This is a genomic window from Micromonospora sp. LOL_013 (genome assembly GCF_048060315.1).
GTDB lineage: Bacteria > Actinomycetota > Actinomycetes > Mycobacteriales > Micromonosporaceae > Micromonospora_E.
The window spans coordinates 33,102-50,377 of the sequence record NZ_JBHMIQ010000047.1; the positions used below are offsets into that span (position 1 = coordinate 33,102).

At 68.5% G+C, this 17,276-nt stretch carries 20 protein-coding genes and 1 pseudogene; 5 read left to right on the forward strand and 16 right to left on the reverse strand.

Annotated features, from left to right (window positions below):
- Positions 1–167: 167 nt before the first annotated feature.
- From ACFHWS_RS25180 to ACFHWS_RS25190, 3 genes are read left to right on the forward strand one after another with little or no spacing between them, the layout of a single operon-like run.
- Positions 168–926 carry an NUDIX hydrolase gene (locus tag ACFHWS_RS25180; protein WP_416569231.1) on the forward strand — a complete coding sequence of 253 codons (759 nt, stop codon included), beginning with the start codon at positions 168–170 and terminating at the stop codon, positions 924–926.
- Complete coding sequence (locus tag ACFHWS_RS25185) at positions 923–2,074, forward strand: purine phosphorylase (protein ID WP_416557504.1); 1,152 nt, start codon at positions 923–925, stop codon at positions 2,072–2,074. The genes ACFHWS_RS25180 and ACFHWS_RS25185 overlap by 4 nt, the downstream gene beginning before the upstream one ends.
- Positions 2,071–4,080 (forward strand): hypothetical protein, encoded by a 2,010-nt coding sequence (locus ACFHWS_RS25190; RefSeq protein WP_416557503.1) that lies wholly within the window; start codon positions 2,071–2,073, stop codon positions 4,078–4,080. The genes ACFHWS_RS25185 and ACFHWS_RS25190 overlap by 4 nt, the downstream gene beginning before the upstream one ends.
- A gap of 225 nt (positions 4,081–4,305) precedes the next feature.
- On the opposite strand, the gene ACFHWS_RS25195 is transcribed toward ACFHWS_RS25190, so the two are convergent.
- The 15 genes from ACFHWS_RS25195 to ACFHWS_RS25265 form a co-directional block, all read right to left on the reverse strand.
- A complete protein-coding gene (locus tag ACFHWS_RS25195) occupies positions 4,306–4,941 on the reverse strand; it encodes a PIG-L deacetylase family protein (RefSeq protein WP_416569232.1) in 636 nt (211 codons plus the stop codon).
- Complete coding sequence (locus ACFHWS_RS25200; protein WP_416569233.1) at positions 4,935–5,831, reverse strand: 5'-3' exonuclease; 897 nt, start codon at positions 5,829–5,831, stop codon at positions 4,935–4,937. Before ACFHWS_RS25200 ends, ACFHWS_RS25195 begins: the two co-directional genes overlap by 7 nt.
- Positions 5,831–6,931, reverse strand: coding sequence for a glycosyltransferase family 4 protein (locus ACFHWS_RS25205; protein WP_416569234.1), 1,101 nt, complete (start codon positions 6,929–6,931; stop codon positions 5,831–5,833). Before ACFHWS_RS25205 ends, ACFHWS_RS25200 begins: the two co-directional genes overlap by 1 nt.
- Positions 6,928–7,497 carry a phosphoribosyltransferase gene (locus tag ACFHWS_RS25210; protein ID WP_416569235.1) on the reverse strand — a complete coding sequence of 190 codons (570 nt, stop codon included), beginning with the start codon at positions 7,495–7,497 and terminating at the stop codon, positions 6,928–6,930. The genes ACFHWS_RS25205 and ACFHWS_RS25210 overlap by 4 nt, the downstream gene beginning before the upstream one ends.
- Positions 7,494–8,429: a radical SAM protein gene (locus ACFHWS_RS25215; RefSeq protein ID WP_416569236.1), complete on the reverse strand. Its 936-nt coding sequence runs from the start codon at positions 8,427–8,429 to the stop codon at positions 7,494–7,496. Before ACFHWS_RS25215 ends, ACFHWS_RS25210 begins: the two co-directional genes overlap by 4 nt.
- Positions 8,426–9,457, reverse strand: coding sequence for a glycosyltransferase family 2 protein (locus ACFHWS_RS25220; protein WP_416557555.1), 1,032 nt, complete (start codon positions 9,455–9,457; stop codon positions 8,426–8,428). The genes ACFHWS_RS25215 and ACFHWS_RS25220 overlap by 4 nt, the downstream gene beginning before the upstream one ends.
- A gap of 2 nt (positions 9,458–9,459) precedes the next feature.
- A complete protein-coding gene (locus ACFHWS_RS25225) occupies positions 9,460–9,924 on the reverse strand; it encodes a DUF6884 domain-containing protein (RefSeq protein ID WP_416569237.1) in 465 nt (154 codons plus the stop codon).
- Positions 9,921–10,541 carry a formylglycine-generating enzyme family protein gene (locus ACFHWS_RS25230; protein ID WP_416569238.1) on the reverse strand — a complete coding sequence of 207 codons (621 nt, stop codon included), beginning with the start codon at positions 10,539–10,541 and terminating at the stop codon, positions 9,921–9,923. The genes ACFHWS_RS25225 and ACFHWS_RS25230 overlap by 4 nt, the downstream gene beginning before the upstream one ends.
- Positions 10,542–10,551: 10 nt before the next feature.
- The gene (locus ACFHWS_RS25235) at positions 10,552–11,340 is read right to left on the reverse strand and encodes an RNA-directed DNA polymerase (Reverse transcriptase) (protein ID WP_416569239.1); all 789 of its coding nucleotides are present in this window, start codon (positions 11,338–11,340) and stop codon (positions 10,552–10,554) included.
- A 166-nt stretch (positions 11,341–11,506) separates the two neighbouring features.
- Positions 11,507–12,208 (reverse strand): 7-carboxy-7-deazaguanine synthase QueE, encoded by a 702-nt coding sequence (locus ACFHWS_RS25240; RefSeq protein ID WP_416569240.1) that lies wholly within the window; start codon positions 12,206–12,208, stop codon positions 11,507–11,509.
- Positions 12,205–12,588 carry a 6-pyruvoyl trahydropterin synthase family protein gene (locus ACFHWS_RS25245; RefSeq protein ID WP_416569241.1) on the reverse strand — a complete coding sequence of 128 codons (384 nt, stop codon included), beginning with the start codon at positions 12,586–12,588 and terminating at the stop codon, positions 12,205–12,207. The genes ACFHWS_RS25240 and ACFHWS_RS25245 overlap by 4 nt, the downstream gene beginning before the upstream one ends.
- Complete coding sequence (gene queC, locus ACFHWS_RS25250; protein ID WP_416569242.1) at positions 12,589–13,299, reverse strand: 7-cyano-7-deazaguanine synthase QueC; 711 nt, start codon at positions 13,297–13,299, stop codon at positions 12,589–12,591.
- Between the two features lie 78 nt (positions 13,300–13,377).
- Entirely contained in the window at positions 13,378–13,962 is a 585-nt protein-coding gene (gene folE, locus ACFHWS_RS25255) for a GTP cyclohydrolase I (protein WP_416569243.1), read from the reverse strand.
- A gap of 4 nt (positions 13,963–13,966) precedes the next feature.
- A complete protein-coding gene (locus ACFHWS_RS25260) occupies positions 13,967–14,329 on the reverse strand; it encodes a hypothetical protein (RefSeq protein ID WP_416569244.1) in 363 nt (120 codons plus the stop codon).
- A 30-nt stretch (positions 14,330–14,359) separates the two neighbouring features.
- Positions 14,360–14,686, reverse strand: coding sequence for a hypothetical protein (locus ACFHWS_RS25265; protein ID WP_416569245.1), 327 nt, complete (start codon positions 14,684–14,686; stop codon positions 14,360–14,362).
- Positions 14,687–15,258: 572 nt separating this feature from the next.
- Here ACFHWS_RS25265 and ACFHWS_RS25270 point away from each other — a divergent pair.
- Both ACFHWS_RS25270 and ACFHWS_RS25275 read left to right on the forward strand, forming a co-directional pair.
- On the forward strand, positions 15,259–16,155 hold the full coding sequence (locus tag ACFHWS_RS25270; protein WP_416569246.1) for a helix-turn-helix domain-containing protein: 897 nt from the start codon (positions 15,259–15,261) through the stop codon (positions 16,153–16,155).
- Positions 16,145–16,357 (forward strand): DUF397 domain-containing protein, encoded by a 213-nt coding sequence (locus ACFHWS_RS25275; RefSeq protein WP_416569247.1) that lies wholly within the window; start codon positions 16,145–16,147, stop codon positions 16,355–16,357. The genes ACFHWS_RS25270 and ACFHWS_RS25275 overlap by 11 nt, the downstream gene beginning before the upstream one ends.
- Positions 16,358–16,618: 261 nt before the next feature.
- On the opposite strand, the pseudogene ACFHWS_RS25280 reads toward ACFHWS_RS25275, so the two are convergent.
- Positions 16,619–17,276 (reverse strand): annotated as a pseudogene (locus ACFHWS_RS25280) (hypothetical protein); the annotation flags it as partial.

Below are 17,276 nucleotides of genomic sequence, written 5' to 3' on the forward strand. Positions count from 1 at the left end.
CTGGGCTCGCCCGCATCGCCGCACTTCGGCGCTCCCCGGTGCCGGGCCGATCGGACGCCCGGCGATCGGACCGTTTCCGGACTGACTCGCCACCGTTGGCTCACTTCTTGATGATCAAGTCGTTACTTTGAGTGTCGACGATACGACAGGTCAGATGACTTCTTGTCATGTCGACAAAAAGCTATGGTCGAGTGGTGCTCGATGACATATGGGAACCGCCCCGGATCCTGCTCACTGTCGATCTCGTGATCCTCACCCTGCGCGATGGTCGCCTATACCTGCTCCTCGTGCGGCGCGGCGTCGAGCCGTTCGCTGGGCAGGCGGCGCTGCCTGGTGGATTCCTCGCCGATGAGCGAGAGGACATCCTCGGCGCCGCCCGCCGGGAGCTGCGGGAGGAGGCAGGGCTCACCGACATCCCGCACCTGGAGCAGCTCGGTACATACGGCGACCCCGACCGTGACCCTCGTGGACGCGTAGTCTCCGTCGCCCACCTCGCCGTCGTGCCGCGCCTTCCCGAGCCCATCGCCGGAACCGACGCCGCAGCCGCCGAGTGGACTCCGGCCGACGATGTACTCGCGGCGCGGGTACCGCTTGCCTTCGACCATCTCCGCATCGTCGTCGACGGGGTGGAGCGTGCTCGTTCCAAGTTGGAGCACACCGGGCTCGCGACCGCTTTCTGCCCCGAGGTCTTCACCCTCACGGAGCTGCAGCAGGTCTACGAGGCCGTCTGGGGTACGCCGCTCGACCCCCGCAACTTTTACCGCAAGGTCCAGGGCACGAAGGGCTTCGTGGTCCCCGCCGGTCCGCCGCGCGCCACGGGCACCGGTCGCCCGGCCCGCGTCTACCGCGCTGGTCCGTGCCAGAACCTCTACCCACCCATGATCCGCACGGATTCGGCCGTCACATCCGGAGGAGATGAGAGATGACCAGACCTGTGGTCGTGCTCACCGCACTGGACCTCGAGTACAACGCAGTCCGCGAACGTCTCACGAAAGTCGAACCGCACGTTCATCCGATGGGCACGCGATTCGAACGTGGAACTGTGGCCGGAGGCTCCTGTGAGATCATTCTCGGCCTTGTCGGCAAGGGGAACCATCCCTCCGCTGTCATCGCCGAGCGCGCCATGACCGAGTTCGATCCGGAAGCGGTCATCTTCGCCGGCGTGGCCGGGGCGCTCTGGCCCTCCGTCGGCCTCGGCGACGTCGTCGTGGCCACCCACGTGTACGCCTATCACGGCGGCACCAGTGAGAGCGATGCGTTCCGCACCCGACCTCGCGTGTGGGAGATCCCCCATGTCTGTGATCAGCTCGCCCGGCATCTTGAGCGGGAGCGGGGCTGGGCGCAGGGTCTCTACGGAGGCGTGCCCCGGGTGCGGTTCGGCCCGATCGCCGCTGGAGAGGTCGTCCTCGATTCGGCGTCCTCGCCCGAGGCCACGCGCATTCGTGATCACTACAACGACGCGTTGGCAGTGGAGATGGAGTCCGCCGGGGTCGCCCAGGCCGCCCACTTGAACCGCTCTCTGCCGGCCGTCGTCGTCCGCGGTATCAGCGACCGCGCTGACGGGACCAAGGTCCACACCGACGGCGAGAACTGGCAGCCGCGTGCCGCCGCCAACGCTGCGGCCTTCGCCCTCGCGCTCGCTCAGGAGCTCGGGGCGCAGTATGGCTCCTCCCCTCGCCGTCCTCGGAAAGAAGCAGGTGATTCGTCGATGTCCGGCTCTGTCAGAAACGTCGCCAAGGGCAACGCCCACGTCGGATTTCAGGCACATACCGTTCACCACGCGACCGTCTACGGCGCGCCGAGCGGTCCCGGCAGGGAGACATTCCACGACCAGCTCGCAGACTTGCGCGCCGCGCTCCGTAAGTGCCATGAGGCGGGTGACGTGGACACGGTCACGTACCGCGCTGCGGAGCACGAGATGGATGCCGCCGCCGCAGAAGTGCCACCGACCGACGACGAGGCAGGCAGCCGTGCGACCACCGCCCTGCGGAAGCTGCGCGGCCTGCTACTGGACTGGACGGACCTCGCCACGCGGGTCGCGGGGCTCATAGCGGCTCTACGGGCCCTGTCATGAGCGCCGGGCCGCAGGAAGCATCGTTCACCAATGTCGCGAGCGGCGATGCCCGGGTGGGTTTCCAGGCCCAATGGGTCCACATCGAAGGCGGGTACCACGTCAGCGAGGACGACCCGCCTGAGCGGCAGTTCGAGGTCGGCCTCCGCTACCTGGGGATCAGCGCGCAGTCCGAGGCGAGGGCGCTGATCATAAAAGCGGTCGCCCGAGGCTACACGAACTCCCGCGCCCATTTTTACCTGGCGCTCGCACTGCTGAGCGGCCGTACCGTGCAGAGCCTGACGGACCAGGAACTCAAGCAGCTGGCAAAGGTGCGCCGTTGGGCGACACAACGCTCCGAAGATCCCTGGGTTCGAGGCATCGATGTCGTCGGCTCGCTGCTGGACTCGCTGCCGCAGACCACGGCCGAGACTCCCGACCCGGCCGCGATCGGCTCGGTGGTCAAGGAGTTCGAGTCGCTCGACCCGTCCCTACAGGAAAGCATCCTCAACCATCTCGAGGTCTTCCTGGCCGGCCCGCATCAGGACTGGACCTGGGAGAAGACGTTCGCGGCCGCGCGGCGCGACAGGACGGCCAAGGACCGGGCGCAGCGCGTCTGGAAGTTCTTCCAGCCCAAGCCGGTACGTCCTCGGCCGGTTCCGCCACCCCCGCTCCGCACCGACGCGGCGGACGTCCTGCGCGCCATCGGCGGCTCGGCGCTGCTCCTCGTCACGGGCCTATTGGTGATCAACTACGCCTTGGCGCACTCGTGGCCCCGCTCGGCCGGCTACCTGATGATGGCTCTTGGAGCCGCCGTCGTGACGGTCCGGGCGGGATTCACGATCCGACTGGCTCAGCATCGACGGCGGATGGCCCGCCAACGTCTCACCTTCACACCTCAGCGTGTACCCGCACAGTCCGACCGGTTCGCCTCAGCGATGGACTCCCTGTTCGACCGCTACTTCGGACGTTACCTGCCGCAGGGCCTGGCCCGGGAGACGTGGCTGGCGGAGACGGCGGGCATCCGGCAGTCCCTGCGCAACGAGCTGGTCGAGCTGTACCGGGAGCAATCGGTCGACGCCAAGCGGGTCGCCTGGCTAGTGAGATTCCTCGCCAGCGACGTCAAGCGGCTGTGGCTCAGCGGTGAACTCACAGCGGATCCCGAGAACTCGCGAGTGCCATCCTCGACGTGGGCCGCCTTCGGCGCCGCCGTGTTCGCCCTGGTGGTTGCCGGGCCGCTGCTCCTGTGGCAGGCCCTCGTCGAAGCACCGTTCACGACGGCGATCGCGACGGTCGGCGTCGTGGCCGGGGCTCGCCTCGCCATCCAGGGCTGGCATGCGCTCCTTCTCGAGCGCCACCGCTACCGGGACGACTTGGTCCGGGTCCGGCACGACTACGAGGACCGGTGCGCGGCGTACGACAGGTGGGTACGCAAGTTGGAATCGAAGCCAACCGACGCGGAGATGGCGCACTGGCTCGACTGCGATCGCAAGATCCTGGTCCAGGACACGCTGCGGCACTACCGCTTGGCCGCGCAGGACGTGATAGCGCACGCCTTCATCGAGGCGCCCCTGCCCGGGTGCAAGCGGGCCCGAGTCAGCAAAGGACCATGGCGCTACTCGCGATACAAACTTCTCCTCTTCCTGCTCACCAAGGACGGCGTCCGCCAGGTGACGGTCACCCTCGACTTCGAGACCACGGGATTCGGCGATCAGCAGCGCCTCACATACCAGTACAACTCGGTCGTGGCGGCGCACGTCGTCGATGCCCGCAACGGCGAGAAAAAGCTCTCCCTGACCCTGACGAACAACCCCCGGGACGAGCTGACGATCAATGGTGAGTGGCCAGGCATGCCGGAGCTCGGCGACGACGACCGCATCGCCTCCCAGGTCTCCCTCGACGCCTCGGGTCTCGATCGCACCCTGCATGTGCTGGAAGGCATCGCCGCCGAAGGCAAGGAGTGGATCACCCACGAGAACCGCCGGGAACGCGCCGGCCTACGACGGCTCGTCGCGGCTATGGAGGACTGACCCACGCGGCGCTGGCCACTTCAGGGGTCACGGCCAGCACTCAGCATCGATCACCGCACCCGTAGTACATGGAATTCCCATGCAGTTTATTTGGGTCTTGCAAGTTCCGTCGCGCAAACTGCTACGCGACTAGTCAGAGCGGCCCGCATTCACTCGGAATATCAATTTTGTCCACTTAGCGAATCTACGTCCAGTGAGTATTGCGGCAATTCGTGCGTACTCCACCTAATGCCCCGATAGGGAGAGTGGGGTGGTGGGGAGTCGGCCAAGGACGGGTACGGGGGCGAAGGCTTCGGCGTACTGGACACCGGCGCGTCCGCCGTGGAGGCGAGCCAGGGTTTCGGCCATGGGGCCGAAGTGCTCGGTGATGGGCTGGGACTGGTGTACGGCGAGCGCTGTGATCTTGGTGCGCCAGGTGGGGGTGATGTCGATGATGGTGGGTAGATGTAGTGGGTGTCCGTGGCGGTCGAGGTTGTGGTAGCTGTCGCAGGTGTAGACGGCGTGGGGTTTGCCGGTGCTGATGACAACGTCTGGTAGCGCGGTGAGCAGCATCTGCGCTGCTTGTTGGTGGTCTGGGTGGATGTCGTCGAGGTTGTGGGTGATGACGACGTCGGGCTGAATGCCGACGAGTAGATCCCGCACTGTGTCTACGGTGATGGCATCGAGTAGGTGCGGTGTCGCGCCGAGGAGTCGGGCGCCGGCGACGGCTTCCCGACGTCTCGTCGGGTTGAGGCCGGGCACGGCGATGGCGACGGGTACGCCGGCGGCGGCGTGTACGGCGAGGGTTCCGCCGGCCCAGAGTTCGGCGTCGTCGGGGTGGGCCATGACGGTGAGGATTCCGCCGGTGGGGGTGGCTACCACAGTCCGAGTTCCTCAACGATGTCGGCGGGTCGGGGTAGTGCCGGGCTGGGGGTGCCGGTCGGGTGGTGGGGCAGGTCGAGGGTGGTGGTGAGTCGGATGAGGTCGCGCCATTTGAGGGCGAGGTCGTACTGCTCGGCGACGGTTCGGCCGCGGCCGTTGGTGAGCCGCCCGGAGGCGGGGAGGTCTTCCAGGTGAAGTCCGCCGTCGAGGAGTCGCGCGGCGGTCTTGGCACCGACGCCGTGGACGCCGGGTATCTCGTCGGCGGGGTCGCCGGCCAGGGCGCGAAAGTCGGCCCACTGGTCGGGGGTGACCTGGTGGCGGGCGTACACCTCGTCGGGGGTGACGAGCCGGTGGCCGGCGCGGAAGCGGGTGTTGAGGACGTGTACGCGGTCGGTGACGAGTTGGTAGTAGTCCCGGTCGCGGGACATGACGATCACGGATCGCGGCGCTGGCGTGGCATGGACGAGGGTGGCGATGACGTCGTCGGCTTCGGCCTGGTCCAGTTCGATCCAAGCTATGCCACAGCTGTCGAGCCCTCGCTTGACGTCGGGCAGGAAGCGCAGCGGCAGGAGGGCGTCGTCGTCGGTGGGCCGGCTGGCCTTGTACCCGTCGTGTTCCTGCTGGCGTGCCCGCGAGCCGTGTTCGCCGTCCCAGACGACGATGACTTCAGGGCCGCCGCCGGGGATCTCGTTGCGGATCGCGACCCGTAGGAGGGCGAAGAAGGCGAACAGTCCGGTGAGCAGGCGGGTCTTGTCGCGGGAGTAGATCGGTGCGGGGAAGCCGAAGGTGGCTCCCCACAGGAGGTTGTGTCCGTCGACGAGCAGCAGCGGCGGGGCAGCTGTGATGTCGGCGGGGATTGGGAGCGTTGGCTGCATGGGGCGACCGCCCATCAGCTCACCACCTTCAGGAGTTGGCCAGCGATGTGGGCGGGTCGATAGTCCCGCGCGCGGTAGTAGCCGACCCTGGAGATGCGTTCGTAGCGTACCGGGTCGTGCAGGAGCTGGTCGGCGGCGCGCCACAGCCCGACGTGGCCGCTGGCCCGCTCGACGATGACGCCGCCATCGCCGATGAGCGTCGGGAGGTGGTCGACGTCGAGGGCGATGACGGGGGTGCCGACGGCCATTGCTTCGAGGGCGACCAGGCCGAACGTCTCGGCCAGGGAAGGCACGATGCAGACGCTGGCGGCGGCGAGCCAGGCGGGCACCTGCGCCCATCGCAGACCTGCCCGGAGCTGCACTCCGGCTCCGGCGGCGAGACGCCGCGCTTCACCAAGTAGCTGCGATTGGCCCCCGGTGGAGACCTCGAACCCGGCAGCGGCCAGGGCGATCTCGACGGCGTATCCGGACGGACGGGCGCTGGCGGCAGCGAGCAGCTGCGTGACGCCCTTCTCCGGGCCCAGGCGCGCGACGACGCGGATCGGACCTTCCCGGCGTAGTAGACGGCGGCGGGATTCCGGTGCTGGCGGCTGGTCGGTGAGCAGAGGGTTCGGGACGACCCGCCAGCGGGAGGTGTCGTAGCCGTTGGCGGCGGCGCGGCGCAGGACGGTGTCGGAGGGGGCGATGACGGTGTGGGCTCGGGGCAGGGCGGCGGCCAGGTCGGTGTGATGGCCGACGACGTGCATGCCGAGGATCCGGCGGGTTGTGTCGGTGGTGGGCATGACCCGGCCAAGTCCCCAGAGGCTGTCGACGTACACGGTGATCTCGACCTGGTGTGCGGCGAACGTGCTGGTCAGCTCGGCGCGGATCGGCGTTTCGGCGGCGGTGATGGCGTCGCGCAGGCTGTCGTCGTCGCAGGGGTGCGGGATGCGCAGGCTGTCGAGGGTGACGACGGGTGCGGCGGCGTAGCTGGGTGGCGTGGTGCGGTCGGCGGTGATGATGACGGCACGGTGGCCGCTGGCGGTCAGACCGGTGACGGTGCCAGCGACGGCGCGTTCCATGCCGGCGGGGGCGTCCGGTCGCCAGGAGGCGAGGACGAAGGCGACGGTCGTCATCGGTGTTGCGCGGTGTCGGGGACGGCGAGGTCTTCGACGGGCGTGGCGGTGGGGAGGGGCGCTTCCCAGGGGAAGTGCACCCAGTCGTCGGTGTCCCAGATCCACAGGTGGGGGTTGTAGTCGGCACCGGTGTTGCGGCACAGGACGACGGTGTGGACGACCGATCCCGCCCAGAGGTACGGGAACAGTTTCGGGTAGAGCGCGTCGATGGTCGCGCCGGTGCCGCAGATGTCGTCGACGAGCAGGACGTTGCCGAGCAGGCGGGTGTCGCGCAGCACGGTGGTGAGTGGCCGCAGGTCGAGGGTGACGTGGCCGGTGGCCTGGGTGTAGATCGTGTCGGTGGGGTTGTGTCTGGCATCGACCCGTAGGACCCGGGCGTCGAGGCGGGCGGCGAGGCTGTGGGACAGGGGTACGCCGCCGTTGGCGATGCCGATGATCGCCCCGATGGGTCCGATCCGGTTGGTCACTTCGCGGGCGAGGAGGTTGACTGCCTGCTCGTAGGCGTCGGCGGTGAGCCGTAGGACGCGGCGGTGGGTGAAGGTCCGCTGGGCGGTGCGGCTGGTCATGCGGATCCGTCCTTCGCGGTGAGGGTGAGGTCGGCGGGGGTGGTCAGCGGCTTCAGTCCGGCGATGGTCAGTCCGCGCTGGTCGTTGCGCCAGATGTGTCCGTCGGCGCGGACGACGGTGAATCCGCCCGCGAGTTCGCGGGTGCGCAGCCGGACGCGCAGGGTGTCTGGGATGTGCAGGCGGTGCACGTGGTCGAGTGCGGCGACGTCGGTGAGCATCTGGTTCTGTTGGTGCAGGCCAGCGCCGATGGGCAGCATTTGGAGCAGGGTCAGGCCGTTGACGCCGAGGTCGTGGGCGAGGTCGATCATTCGTTGGGTCTCCGGCTGGTTGGTGGCCATCAGCACGGTCTGGATCTGGACGGAGACGCCGGCCTGGACGGCGGCACGGATTCCGGCGATGGCGTGGGTGAAGCTGCCGGTGCCGCGTAGCCGGTCGTGGGTGGGCTCGGTCGCTCCGTCGAGGGAGACCCGGATGGCATCGACGACGTCTGCGAGGTGTGGGACGCGGCGTTGCAGGTGGGTGCCGTTGGTGGTGATCGACACTGCGGCGCGTCCACCGGCGGTGACGGTGTGGGCCAGGTCGGGTAGGTCTTTGAGGAGCAGTGGTTCGCCGCCGCTGATGTCCACGCCGAGGATGTCGCTGCTGGCGAGGATCTGGGCGATGCGGTTGCGGTCGGCGGGGCCGAGTTCACGGACGCTGGTGTCGTCGAGGCAGTGCGGGCAGTGCAGGTTGCAGCGGACGATCGGCGACCAGCAGATGCTGGCTGGTTGGGATCGGGTGTGCTGGTCGGGGGCGATGACCGGCCACCGGCTGACCTCAGCGGGGTCTCCGCTCCATCTGCCGGCGGGTAGCGGGTGTGGGGCGTGGTGGGTCAGTCCGGTCGCCGGGTCGTGGGCGAGGTGGCCATCGACGCCATACACACGAGAGGTCACCGCAGCACCTCCGCATGCGCGAGCAGGGCCTGGGCCCGCGAGGCGAGGTCGGCTTCCCGCTGGGCGGGGGCGGGCTCGCCGAGGAGGTGCCGGTAGTAGGCGATGCGGGCTGGGACGCTGGCCAGCTTCGCCCGCCATTGGATTGCGGCGTCGGGGGCGTCGATGTGCCAGGCGCGGAGCTGACGCAGGGGTGTGATCTTGCAGCCGGCGGCGATCAGTGTCGCGCCGAGGTGGGTGTCCTCGGCTCCCCAGCCGGCGACGGTCCATCCGGGGTCGAATCCGCCGACGTGGGTGACGGCTGCGCGGGGCATCGCGACCAGTGCGGTGACGACCATCCTCGGCAGGTCCCAGTCGAAGTAGCGGGCGCCGTGGCCGAGATCGACGAAGTCGTGGGTGTCGTCGAGCGGGCGCAGGTCCATCGGCTGGTGGTAGACATCGCCGGTGTAGAACATGGGTTTGCCGACTGGCGGGGTCCACCGGACGCGGTGGTCAGCGTGCAGGTCCGGCTCCCCTTCGGGGACCTCGGCCCGCAGGTACCGGCCGGGCTGGTAGGCGATGTTGTGCCGGAATCCGACCTGAACGAGGCTGGGGTGGGCCCGTACGGCGATGTCGGCGAGGGCGTGGGCGGTCAACACCATGTCGGCGTCGAGGTGGACGATGGTGTCGGCGTCGGCGAGGTGGGTGCCGACGTTGCGGGCGGCGGCGCCACCCACCTGTACGGGCAGCCGGTAGGCGGTGTCGACTGCGGGGTGCAGTCGAATGATGGCCGGGGTGTCGTCGGTGGAGGCGTCGTCGATCACGATGACCTGGACCGTTCCGGAGGTGTCCTGCTTCGCGAGTGCGTCGAGCACGACGGGCAGGCTGTAGGCGTTGTTGTGTGCGGGGATCACCACCGACAGCGCGGTCCCCGCTGCCATCGCCGCTGGTGTCGGGTCGTGCCAGCCCAGCCCGGTGCGGGCGGTGAACGCTGCGGTCAGGTCGGTGTGGTCGTTGTCGCTGGCGGCCAGCATCTGGGCCAGGGTCGGCATGGTCACCATCCCCAGGTGTTGAGAACACGGGCGGCGTCGGGCCACCCGGACGCGTGGTCGGGAATCCAGTGGATGCGAGGGCGTGCCGGGTGGGCGAGCAGGTCGGCGAGCAGGACCAGGTACAGCGGTTTGGCGACGACGAGGATCTCGTCCGGCACGCCGGTGGTGTCGAACTCGGCGGTCAGTGCCGCCGCCACCCGGGGCCGCAGCTCGACGGCGCGGTGCGGATCGAGCGGCCGGTCGTAGGTGTGCAACGGGGTGTCGGCATGCACGAGTCCGTGTTCGGCGCTGAGGAAGCGGACTCGGTCGCGGTGCGGCCGGTAGCCGAGCCGATCGCGCATCGGTGGGACGCAGCCGCCGTCGTAGAGGTCGAACGCGGCCAGCGCACGGCGCGTTGCTGACTTCTCCTTCGAGCAGCCGACGAGGACAAGCCCGTCGCTGACCGGCAGCGCAAGTTTGTGGTTCATGCCGGCCTCACCGGGCGTACGCCGATTCCCGCGCTGCGGCACTCGGCGTGCACGGCGTTGAGGAACGTGCAGCGGGCGTACAACGGCGGTGAGGCATAGGAGCCGCCTCTGATCACGTACCCGTGCCCCATGGTTGGTGTGGACGTCCACTCCCAGCAGTTGCCGGCCACGTCGAGCAGGCCCTCCGGGGTCGCCCCGGCCGGGTGGACGCCGACCGGCCCGCAGCGGGTGTGTTCGACCTCCGTGCCGCGGAGTCGGGCGAGGTCCGGCCGCCAGGAGTCGTCTCCCCACGGCCAGGTCCGTCGCTGCCGGCCGCCGGCGATCCATTCCCACTCCGTTGAGGTGGGCAGCCGTCCGCCCACGTCGGCTGCGAGCCGGACGGCCTGGGCATGGTCGACCTCGACGACCGGCAGGTCCGGGTCCGGCGGCTCGTCGGCCCGGTTCAGATGCCAGTACGTCAACGGTGTGGCCGCCACGAGGAGGTCGGTCACCGTACGTTCCCGGGCCGTGTCCCCGAACCGGCCGTTGCCGCCGGGAACGGGTAGCCACCGCAGTGGTGACGCCCGACCAGCCCTATCGTCCGCGTTGGTGGTCCGCGTCGTATCGGTGCTGTGCATGTCTCTCCTCTCATCCGTCGATCAGGAACAGGTCTTCGGGGTGCGCCAGGTGCGGTGGCCGGATTCGGCTCTTGCGTACGTTCGGGGCGAGCCCTACCGACGCGAGCGCGCAGCCGATCCGCTCGTACGCGATGGCCGCGCCTCGGCGGTCGGGTGCGAGCGCGGCGTAGTTGTCGGCGAAGCGCACTACTGACAGCCCGTCGAGCTGCGCATCTGCCTGCGCCAGCCGCAGGTGAAACACCACCGGCCACAGGCCGCTGCCAGGCATCATCGGGGTGGGCAGGGCATCCAGGGCGCGGCGGAACCGTGCCAGGAACGCACCGTCTTTCACGTGTACGGCGAGCCAGCCGACCAGCTCGTCGACGGTGCCGCCCTGTGACGCGCCGGCAACGTCAACGTCCGCGACCCAACACCTACCCGCACGCCGGTGCTGGTCGGCCTGCCGTATCGAGGTGATCCGGTTACGACCGGCGCGGTACCCCGACACCCAGTCGGCGAGCACCCTCGCCTCCATGATCGGCGTGAGCGCGTCGCGCATCGCGCGGTGCACGATCCGGTCCTCCACTGTCGGGATCGCGGCTGGGAAGGTCTTGCCGGTGTAGCTCGGAAGCCATACCTGCCGCAGCGGAGCCGGCTGCCAGGAGCCGGCGCGGAGGCGTTCAGCCAGCTTCGCGAGCCGGTCCCGTAGGCCCACCCGGTACGCCGCCCAGGTCATCCCGTCGACACCGGGTGCCGACGCCCGCCGCATACAGGCGCGGGCCGCCGCGACCAGATGAACCGGATCGACGAGGTACGACATCAGGGAGTGTGCCGCGAGGGCCGCATCCGGTACGCTCGATCGAGCCTGGACGGCAGGAACGATCCCGCCCCCCACAGCGTCACCCGAGCCGCTACCCGACACGCGCGGCCGATGGGGCCGGGAACGACGGCCCCGTCCAGGCCCTTCGCCCTTGTGATGGGTCGAGTTACCGGCCACGGACGTCACCCCAGGCCAAGACGTGCAGCCGCGAGGTCAGGTTCCATCCCCGCCGCACCACCTCGTCGGCCAGGCCCTGCAGCCCGGTCAGCACTTGATCCGCTGCGGTGCCTTCCGGCATCACCCAGACCGGGTCCAGTCCGAACCGCTGCTGCAGGCCGGCGATCTCGTCGAGGTCCGCCGGGCCGGATGCGACGAACTTGAACCGCGCCCGGCCGGTGCGCGCGAACGCTTCCAACGCCTTACCGACTGTCCGGCGCAGCTGGTCACGCGGGGCGCTGAAGCTCGCCAGCTTCGGCGAGACGTTCCAGTCCACCAGTTCCGCCACCGCCGGATCGGGCACCACCGTGCCGTTGGTCTCCACCTCCACTCGGCGACCGGCAGCAGCCAGCTCGGCGAGCAGCGGCACCAGTTCGGCCTGCTGGAGTAGCGGCTCACCGCCGGTGACCACCACCAGCCGAGTCGGCTGGTCCAGCACCCACCGCAGTACGGCGTCCGTCGAACGCCGGGTCGCCTCACGCGCCGGGTCGAACCGGCTCCAATCCCAGGTGTACGGGGTGTCGCACGACGGGCAGGACAGGTTGCACCGCGACAGCCGGACGAACAACGCCTGCTGGCCGCAGCTCGGCCCTTCGCCCTGCACCGTCGCGAACATCTCCGCCACCAGAAGGCCGCCGGCCGCCGCGCTCATGACCGGCCGTCCGCCGGGGCGTACTCCGCGTAAGTCGACGCGGTCTCACCGACGCGGACGGCCCTCAGCTGGACCGTCACGGGCAGGGGCAGGTTCTCCTGGCACCACTCGTAGAGAAACCACGCCAGGTTCTCGCTCGTCGGCGCGACGTCGAGCACCTCCGCCAGGTCCCGGTGGTCGAACGTGGCGGCCAGGTACTCACCGAGCGGCGCCAGGTCGGCGAAGTCCACCACGAACCCCGGCGGCACGAGGTCGGGGCTGGTGACAAGGACCTCGACGGTGTAGCTGTGCCCGTGCAGCCGCCCGCACTTGTGATCGGCGGGAAGGCCGGAGATTCGATGCGCCGCCTCGAACCGGAACGACTTTCTGATGGTGAACACCTACGGCACCTCGTACTCGGTCGGGTCCGCCACGTTGGCGACGAAGAAGGCCTCGCGGCGCTCGACGCAGGTCCCGCACCTGCCGCAATGCCGTGCGCCGCCCCGGTAGCACGACCAGGTGTCCTCGAACGGCACCCCCAGTCGGGCACCTTCGGCCACGATCTGCGATTTGCTGGCGTTGATGAACGGCGCGAGGACCACGAAGTCCGAATCGATGAAACCCTCGTTCGCCACCCGTACCATCTGCTCGTAGGCGGCGACGAAGCTCGGCCGGCAGTCCGGGTAGATCGGATGATCGCCAGCGTGAGCGCCGAGCGCCACCGCGCTGGCTCCGATGGCAACCGCGTGCGCCACCGCCACGTCAAGCATGATCGCGTTGCGGTTCGACACGACCGTAGCCCTCATCGAGGAGTCGGAGTAGTGCCCGTCGGGCATCGCCACCGCTGGGTCGGTCAGCGACGACCCAGCGAGCAGCTCAGCGATCGCGCCGAGCTGGACGACCCGGTGGGCACCTCCGAGGCTTGCGGCTGTCCGGTAAGCGAACTCCAGCTCCCGGCGATGCGACTGCCCATAGTTGAACGACAGCATCGTCAGGTCGCAGCCCTCGGCCCGCAGGCGATGGGCGAGCACGGTGCTGTCCAACCCGCCGGAAAGCACCAGTACCACTTTCCTTGGCGATCCCGCGTTCGCCCCGCTAGGTCCGTGTCTCATCGCCCCTCCTGGCGTCACCTGAAACGTGCGTGAGGTCTGCCGTACGTTCGCGATCTCTTATCGGGGTGGGATTTTCGGTCACAGCGCGCCTCCCGCGAGTAGCGCGACTCCGGCAAGGGTCAGGAACTCTGCCCTCGCGGACGGATCGTCGGCGAGGGTGCCGCGCCATCCCACGCTGACGGTTGTCGCACCGTGCGCTCTGATACCTCGGCGGGTCATGCAGGTGTGCTCAGCGACGACGACAGCCCCGGTGCCGCGTGCGCTCAACTCCTCGAACAGCCAGCCCACGATCTGTTGGGTGAGGCTCTCCTGGACCTGCGGACGCCGGGCGAACATCTCCACCAGCCGAGCGATCTTCGACAGGCCGAGGATGCGGCCGTCAGGGAGGTAGCCAACGTGCGCGACCCCGGTGAACGGCAAGAAGTGGTGCTCGCACAGCGACACGAACGGCACCGCGCGGGCCAGGACCAGATCCCGATGGCCGGCGTCGTTCGCGAAGGTCGTCGGTGCGAACTGCGGGCCGGCCAGCAGCTCCCGGTAGGCGGCCACCATCCGCGCCGCGCTGCGCGACCTGGAGTCCGTGTCCAAGGTGACACCCAGCTCCGTCAGGAACTGCCCGGCGGCACGTTCCGCGGCCTCCACGTCGACAGAGCCGGAGGGCATCGGATCACGCCCCCGACTCGCGGGTCACGTCGCGACCCGTCTGCGCCTGCGCGAGGAGCACATTCAGTACGTCACGCATCGCCGCGCCCCGGGCGAGGCGCACGTAGTGCGAGCGCATCTCCTCGTAGCTGCCCAGCTCCACCCGGATGAAGTCGGTCTTCGGCGGGTCGTCAACGAACCGGACAAGCTGGACAGCTACCTCGGTCGGGTACCGCCCCGGCTGGGGGTTGCAGGAATGCCGGTGGCCCCAGTGCGCGGGCGGCGACGACTCGGGGTGGAACTCGCTGGGGCCGCTGGCGGTGCACTCGCTGAGATCACACCAGTCCGGGTGGTCCAGGTCGGTTGCGGTTTGTAGCTGACTGTCCATATGTAACCCTTCGAGATACAACTTTGCTGGTCACGCCGGGGCGGCTGACCTGGCGGTGAGGGATCGGACGTCGCGCAGCCGGATCGGACGGGACGAGGTGCCGTCGAGGTCGGCGTCGGGCTCGGTACGGGCCATGACGTTGTGCGGGAGCAGCGAGTCGACGCTGGTACCACCGCCGGGACGCTGGTAGGTCACCAGCACCGCAAGGTTCGACCTAGCTTCCACGACGCCGGGTCGCCACTGGCCGGTGTGTGGGGGCCATACCCACACGCGGTCGGACGGGCGATAGGTGGCCGCGTCGGCGATGTCATCGGGGCGGCGCTGGTGCGGGTCGGTGGCAGGGGTGGGTGGTGGCATCACGCCTCCTTCCTTAAGTTGCTATGTAATAGGTGTTGAGCCGGGTCCCGGCCTGGCCGCGAGGTGCAGGGGTGCCGAAGCTCCGCAAGCCGTCGTCGGCCGCGCACGTCGGTCAGTTGCGCGTCCGTCTGATCAGGACCAGGTTGGTCAGGACCAGGGTCTTCGAGTACGGGTCTGGCCGCCAGCAAGGTGGAGATCGGGTGGGTGCACTCGGTCCCCGCACTCCACGCACCATCCGCTGACTTCCTTGCCGAAGCAGAACCCCACGAGGACGCCGGCAAACAGGCATATCGCGGCTACCAGCACGAGAATCACGCTCTTGCTCCAATCGATAGCCTGGCCAGCGCCAGAACGGGCGGCGGAGAACTTGCGACCACCTCATTACACTTTGAGTGTGACCAAAAATCAACACCTCAGGGAGATCGGCTTTCCATTAATCGACGCCACGTGAGATCATCGGTAATTGTCCAGCCCATTTAGGCGGGGCCAATGTATGTAATGGCAGATCGGTTGTATCATTTGGGCGAGACACACGCCCAAAACGAGCGGGAGGTGGTCGACAGGTGTCGGATATGGTGGGTTCTGCACTGTTGCGTCGGTACGTCGGCCGGCGACTCGAAGCACTGCGACGACGCGCCGGCCTGACCCAGGAGCAGGCGGCAGACGCACTCCAGAAGGGACGCGCGACGATCGCCCGCATGGAGGACGGGCACGAGGCCGTACGCTTCCGGGACATCGACGTCAAGGCCATGCTGGAGCTCTACGGCGCGGAGCCTGAGGACGGGAGGATCCTCCTCGCGCTCACTGCCGAGACCCGCAACGGGCGGCGGAAGTCCTGGTGGCACGACCGCACCGAGACCGAGCTACCGGCGTTCTTCGCGCTCTACGTCTCGCTGGAGGACTCCGCCGAGACGATCCGGCAGTACGAGGTCGAGCTGATCCCAGGCTTGCTTCAAACCCGGCGGTACGCCGAAGAAGTTCACGGAGTGCCGACCGGCTACATCGATGACGGCGAGAAACAGCGACGCGTCGAGGTCCGGATGGAGCGGCAGTCGCTGCTCACCCGCCCTCGCGCACCACACCTCAGCGTCATCCTCAACGAGGCCGTACTACACCGGCACATCGGCGGGCGCGAGGTGATGATCGAGCAGTTCGAGCACCTGCTCGAACTGACCCGGCGCGGCAACATCAGCATCCGGGTGCTGCCGTTCACCGCCGGAGTCCACGGCGGCATGGCAGCGTCCACCCCGTTCGCGCTGCTGACCTTCCCGGCAGACCCGCAGAGTGGTGAGCCGCTCGAACCGCCACTCGCCTACGTCGACACCCTGACCGGAGCGCTCTACCTGAACAAGCCCGGCGAGTCCGGCACCTACCAGCTCGTCTGGGAAGACATCGACCGCCGCTCACTCAACGAGGACGAGTCGAGAAGCATGATCACTTCTGCATTGGAGGCACTCCGTGAAGCCTGACCAGACCGGTGCCCAGTGGCGTAAGTCCAGCCGCAGCGGCAACGGCAACAACTGCGTGGAGGTGGCCACCAACCTCCTCCCGACCACCGGGCGGGTCCTCGTCCGCGACAGCAAAGACCCTGCTGGCCCCGTCCTGAACATCGATCCCGAGGACTGGCAGTCCTTCGTACGCGAAGCGAGCCGCGAACGCTTCACCGCCTAACAGCCAGTACGCCGTAGCCACGAGCCGTCCCGGTTGGCCCTGCCCGCAGAGGGCGGCTAACAGCGTCACCACACCGATCCCAGTAGCCGGCACGCCACCGTGCCGGCTACTGCTACTACGTGGCAGTGATCTGCCGTTTCAGTGTTTGTTGAGCTTCCACAGGCCGCCGGCGGAGAGCCACCGACCGTCTCCGGCAAGTCGGCCGTTGATCGCCTCGAATGACGCCCTGGGCGAGAGTCCGGCCACGGGTCACCATCGAGATCACCGTGAAGCTGCTCCAATCTCGCGACAATCCGGAGTGTCGCTGTTGGGGCTGCGGGCTGGCGCACGGCTCTTCGGTCCCTGGCAATAAACCACCACGGAACCATCGTCGCCACCGGCGACAATGCGGTGTCGGCTATCCAGGCCAGGTAACACCGCCAACGACACCACCTCACTGGTCTGGCCCGTGAATTCGGCCAGTTGGCAACCGGTGTCAGAGTCCCAGACCTGCACCACCCCATCGTTCAAGCCGCCGCCGGCGGCGGCGATGATGCAGTGTCGGCCGTCCGGACCCGGTAGCGCCGCCAGCGCGTTGATCCTACCGACATTGGTCAATTCGGCTAGCTGATCGCCGGTATCAGGATCCCAGACCCGCACCGTCCCATCGTCCTGACTGCCGGTGACGATGCGGTGCCGGCCGCCTGGGCCTGGCAACACCGCTATCGACATCACTCCATTGACGTGGGCGGTCAGCTCGGCCAGCAGGTCGCCAGTATCAGGATCCCAGACCCGCACCGTCCCATCGTCCCGACCGCCAGAGACGATGAAGTGCCGGCCATCCAGGCCCGGCAACACCGCCAACGATCCCACCGAGCCGACGTGGGCGGTCAGCTCGGCCAGCAGGTCGCCAGTATCAGGATCCCAGACCCGCACCGTC

Excerpts from the sequence above, each read along its gene's own strand:
- folE (WP_416569243.1), bottom strand. The coding sequence starts at position 13,962 with ATGCCCTCCGGCTCTGTCGACGTGGAGGCCGCGGAACGTGCCGCCGGG.
- ACFHWS_RS25240 (WP_416569240.1), bottom strand. The coding sequence starts at position 12,208 with ATGAGCGCGGCGGCCGGCGGCCTTCTGGTGGCGGAGATGTTCGCGACG.
- ACFHWS_RS25205 (WP_416569234.1), bottom strand. The coding sequence starts at position 6,931 with ATGACGACCGTCGCCTTCGTCCTCGCCTCCTGGCGACCGGACGCCCCC.
- ACFHWS_RS25190 (WP_416557503.1), top strand. The coding sequence starts at position 2,071 with ATGAGCGCCGGGCCGCAGGAAGCATCGTTCACCAATGTCGCGAGCGGC.
- ACFHWS_RS25185 (WP_416557504.1), top strand. The coding sequence starts at position 923 with ATGACCAGACCTGTGGTCGTGCTCACCGCACTGGACCTCGAGTACAAC.
- ACFHWS_RS25180 (WP_416569231.1), top strand. The coding sequence starts at position 168 with ATGTCGACAAAAAGCTATGGTCGAGTGGTGCTCGATGACATATGGGAA.
- ACFHWS_RS25230 (WP_416569238.1), bottom strand. The coding sequence starts at position 10,541 with ATGCACAGCACCGATACGACGCGGACCACCAACGCGGACGATAGGGCT.
- ACFHWS_RS25260 (WP_416569244.1), bottom strand. The coding sequence starts at position 14,329 with ATGGACAGTCAGCTACAAACCGCAACCGACCTGGACCACCCGGACTGG.
- ACFHWS_RS25270 (WP_416569246.1), top strand. The coding sequence starts at position 15,259 with ATGGTGGGTTCTGCACTGTTGCGTCGGTACGTCGGCCGGCGACTCGAA.
- ACFHWS_RS25235 (WP_416569239.1), bottom strand. The coding sequence starts at position 11,340 with ATGTCGTACCTCGTCGATCCGGTTCATCTGGTCGCGGCGGCCCGCGCC.
- ACFHWS_RS25220 (WP_416557555.1), bottom strand. The coding sequence starts at position 9,457 with ATGCCGACCCTGGCCCAGATGCTGGCCGCCAGCGACAACGACCACACC.
- ACFHWS_RS25265 (WP_416569245.1), bottom strand. The coding sequence starts at position 14,686 with ATGCCACCACCCACCCCTGCCACCGACCCGCACCAGCGCCGCCCCGAT.
- queC (WP_416569242.1), bottom strand. The coding sequence starts at position 13,299 with ATGAGACACGGACCTAGCGGGGCGAACGCGGGATCGCCAAGGAAAGTG.
- ACFHWS_RS25225 (WP_416569237.1), bottom strand. The coding sequence starts at position 9,924 with ATGAACCACAAACTTGCGCTGCCGGTCAGCGACGGGCTTGTCCTCGTC.
- ACFHWS_RS25200 (WP_416569233.1), bottom strand. The coding sequence starts at position 5,831 with ATGGGCGGTCGCCCCATGCAGCCAACGCTCCCAATCCCCGCCGACATC.
- ACFHWS_RS25210 (WP_416569235.1), bottom strand. The coding sequence starts at position 7,497 with ATGACCAGCCGCACCGCCCAGCGGACCTTCACCCACCGCCGCGTCCTA.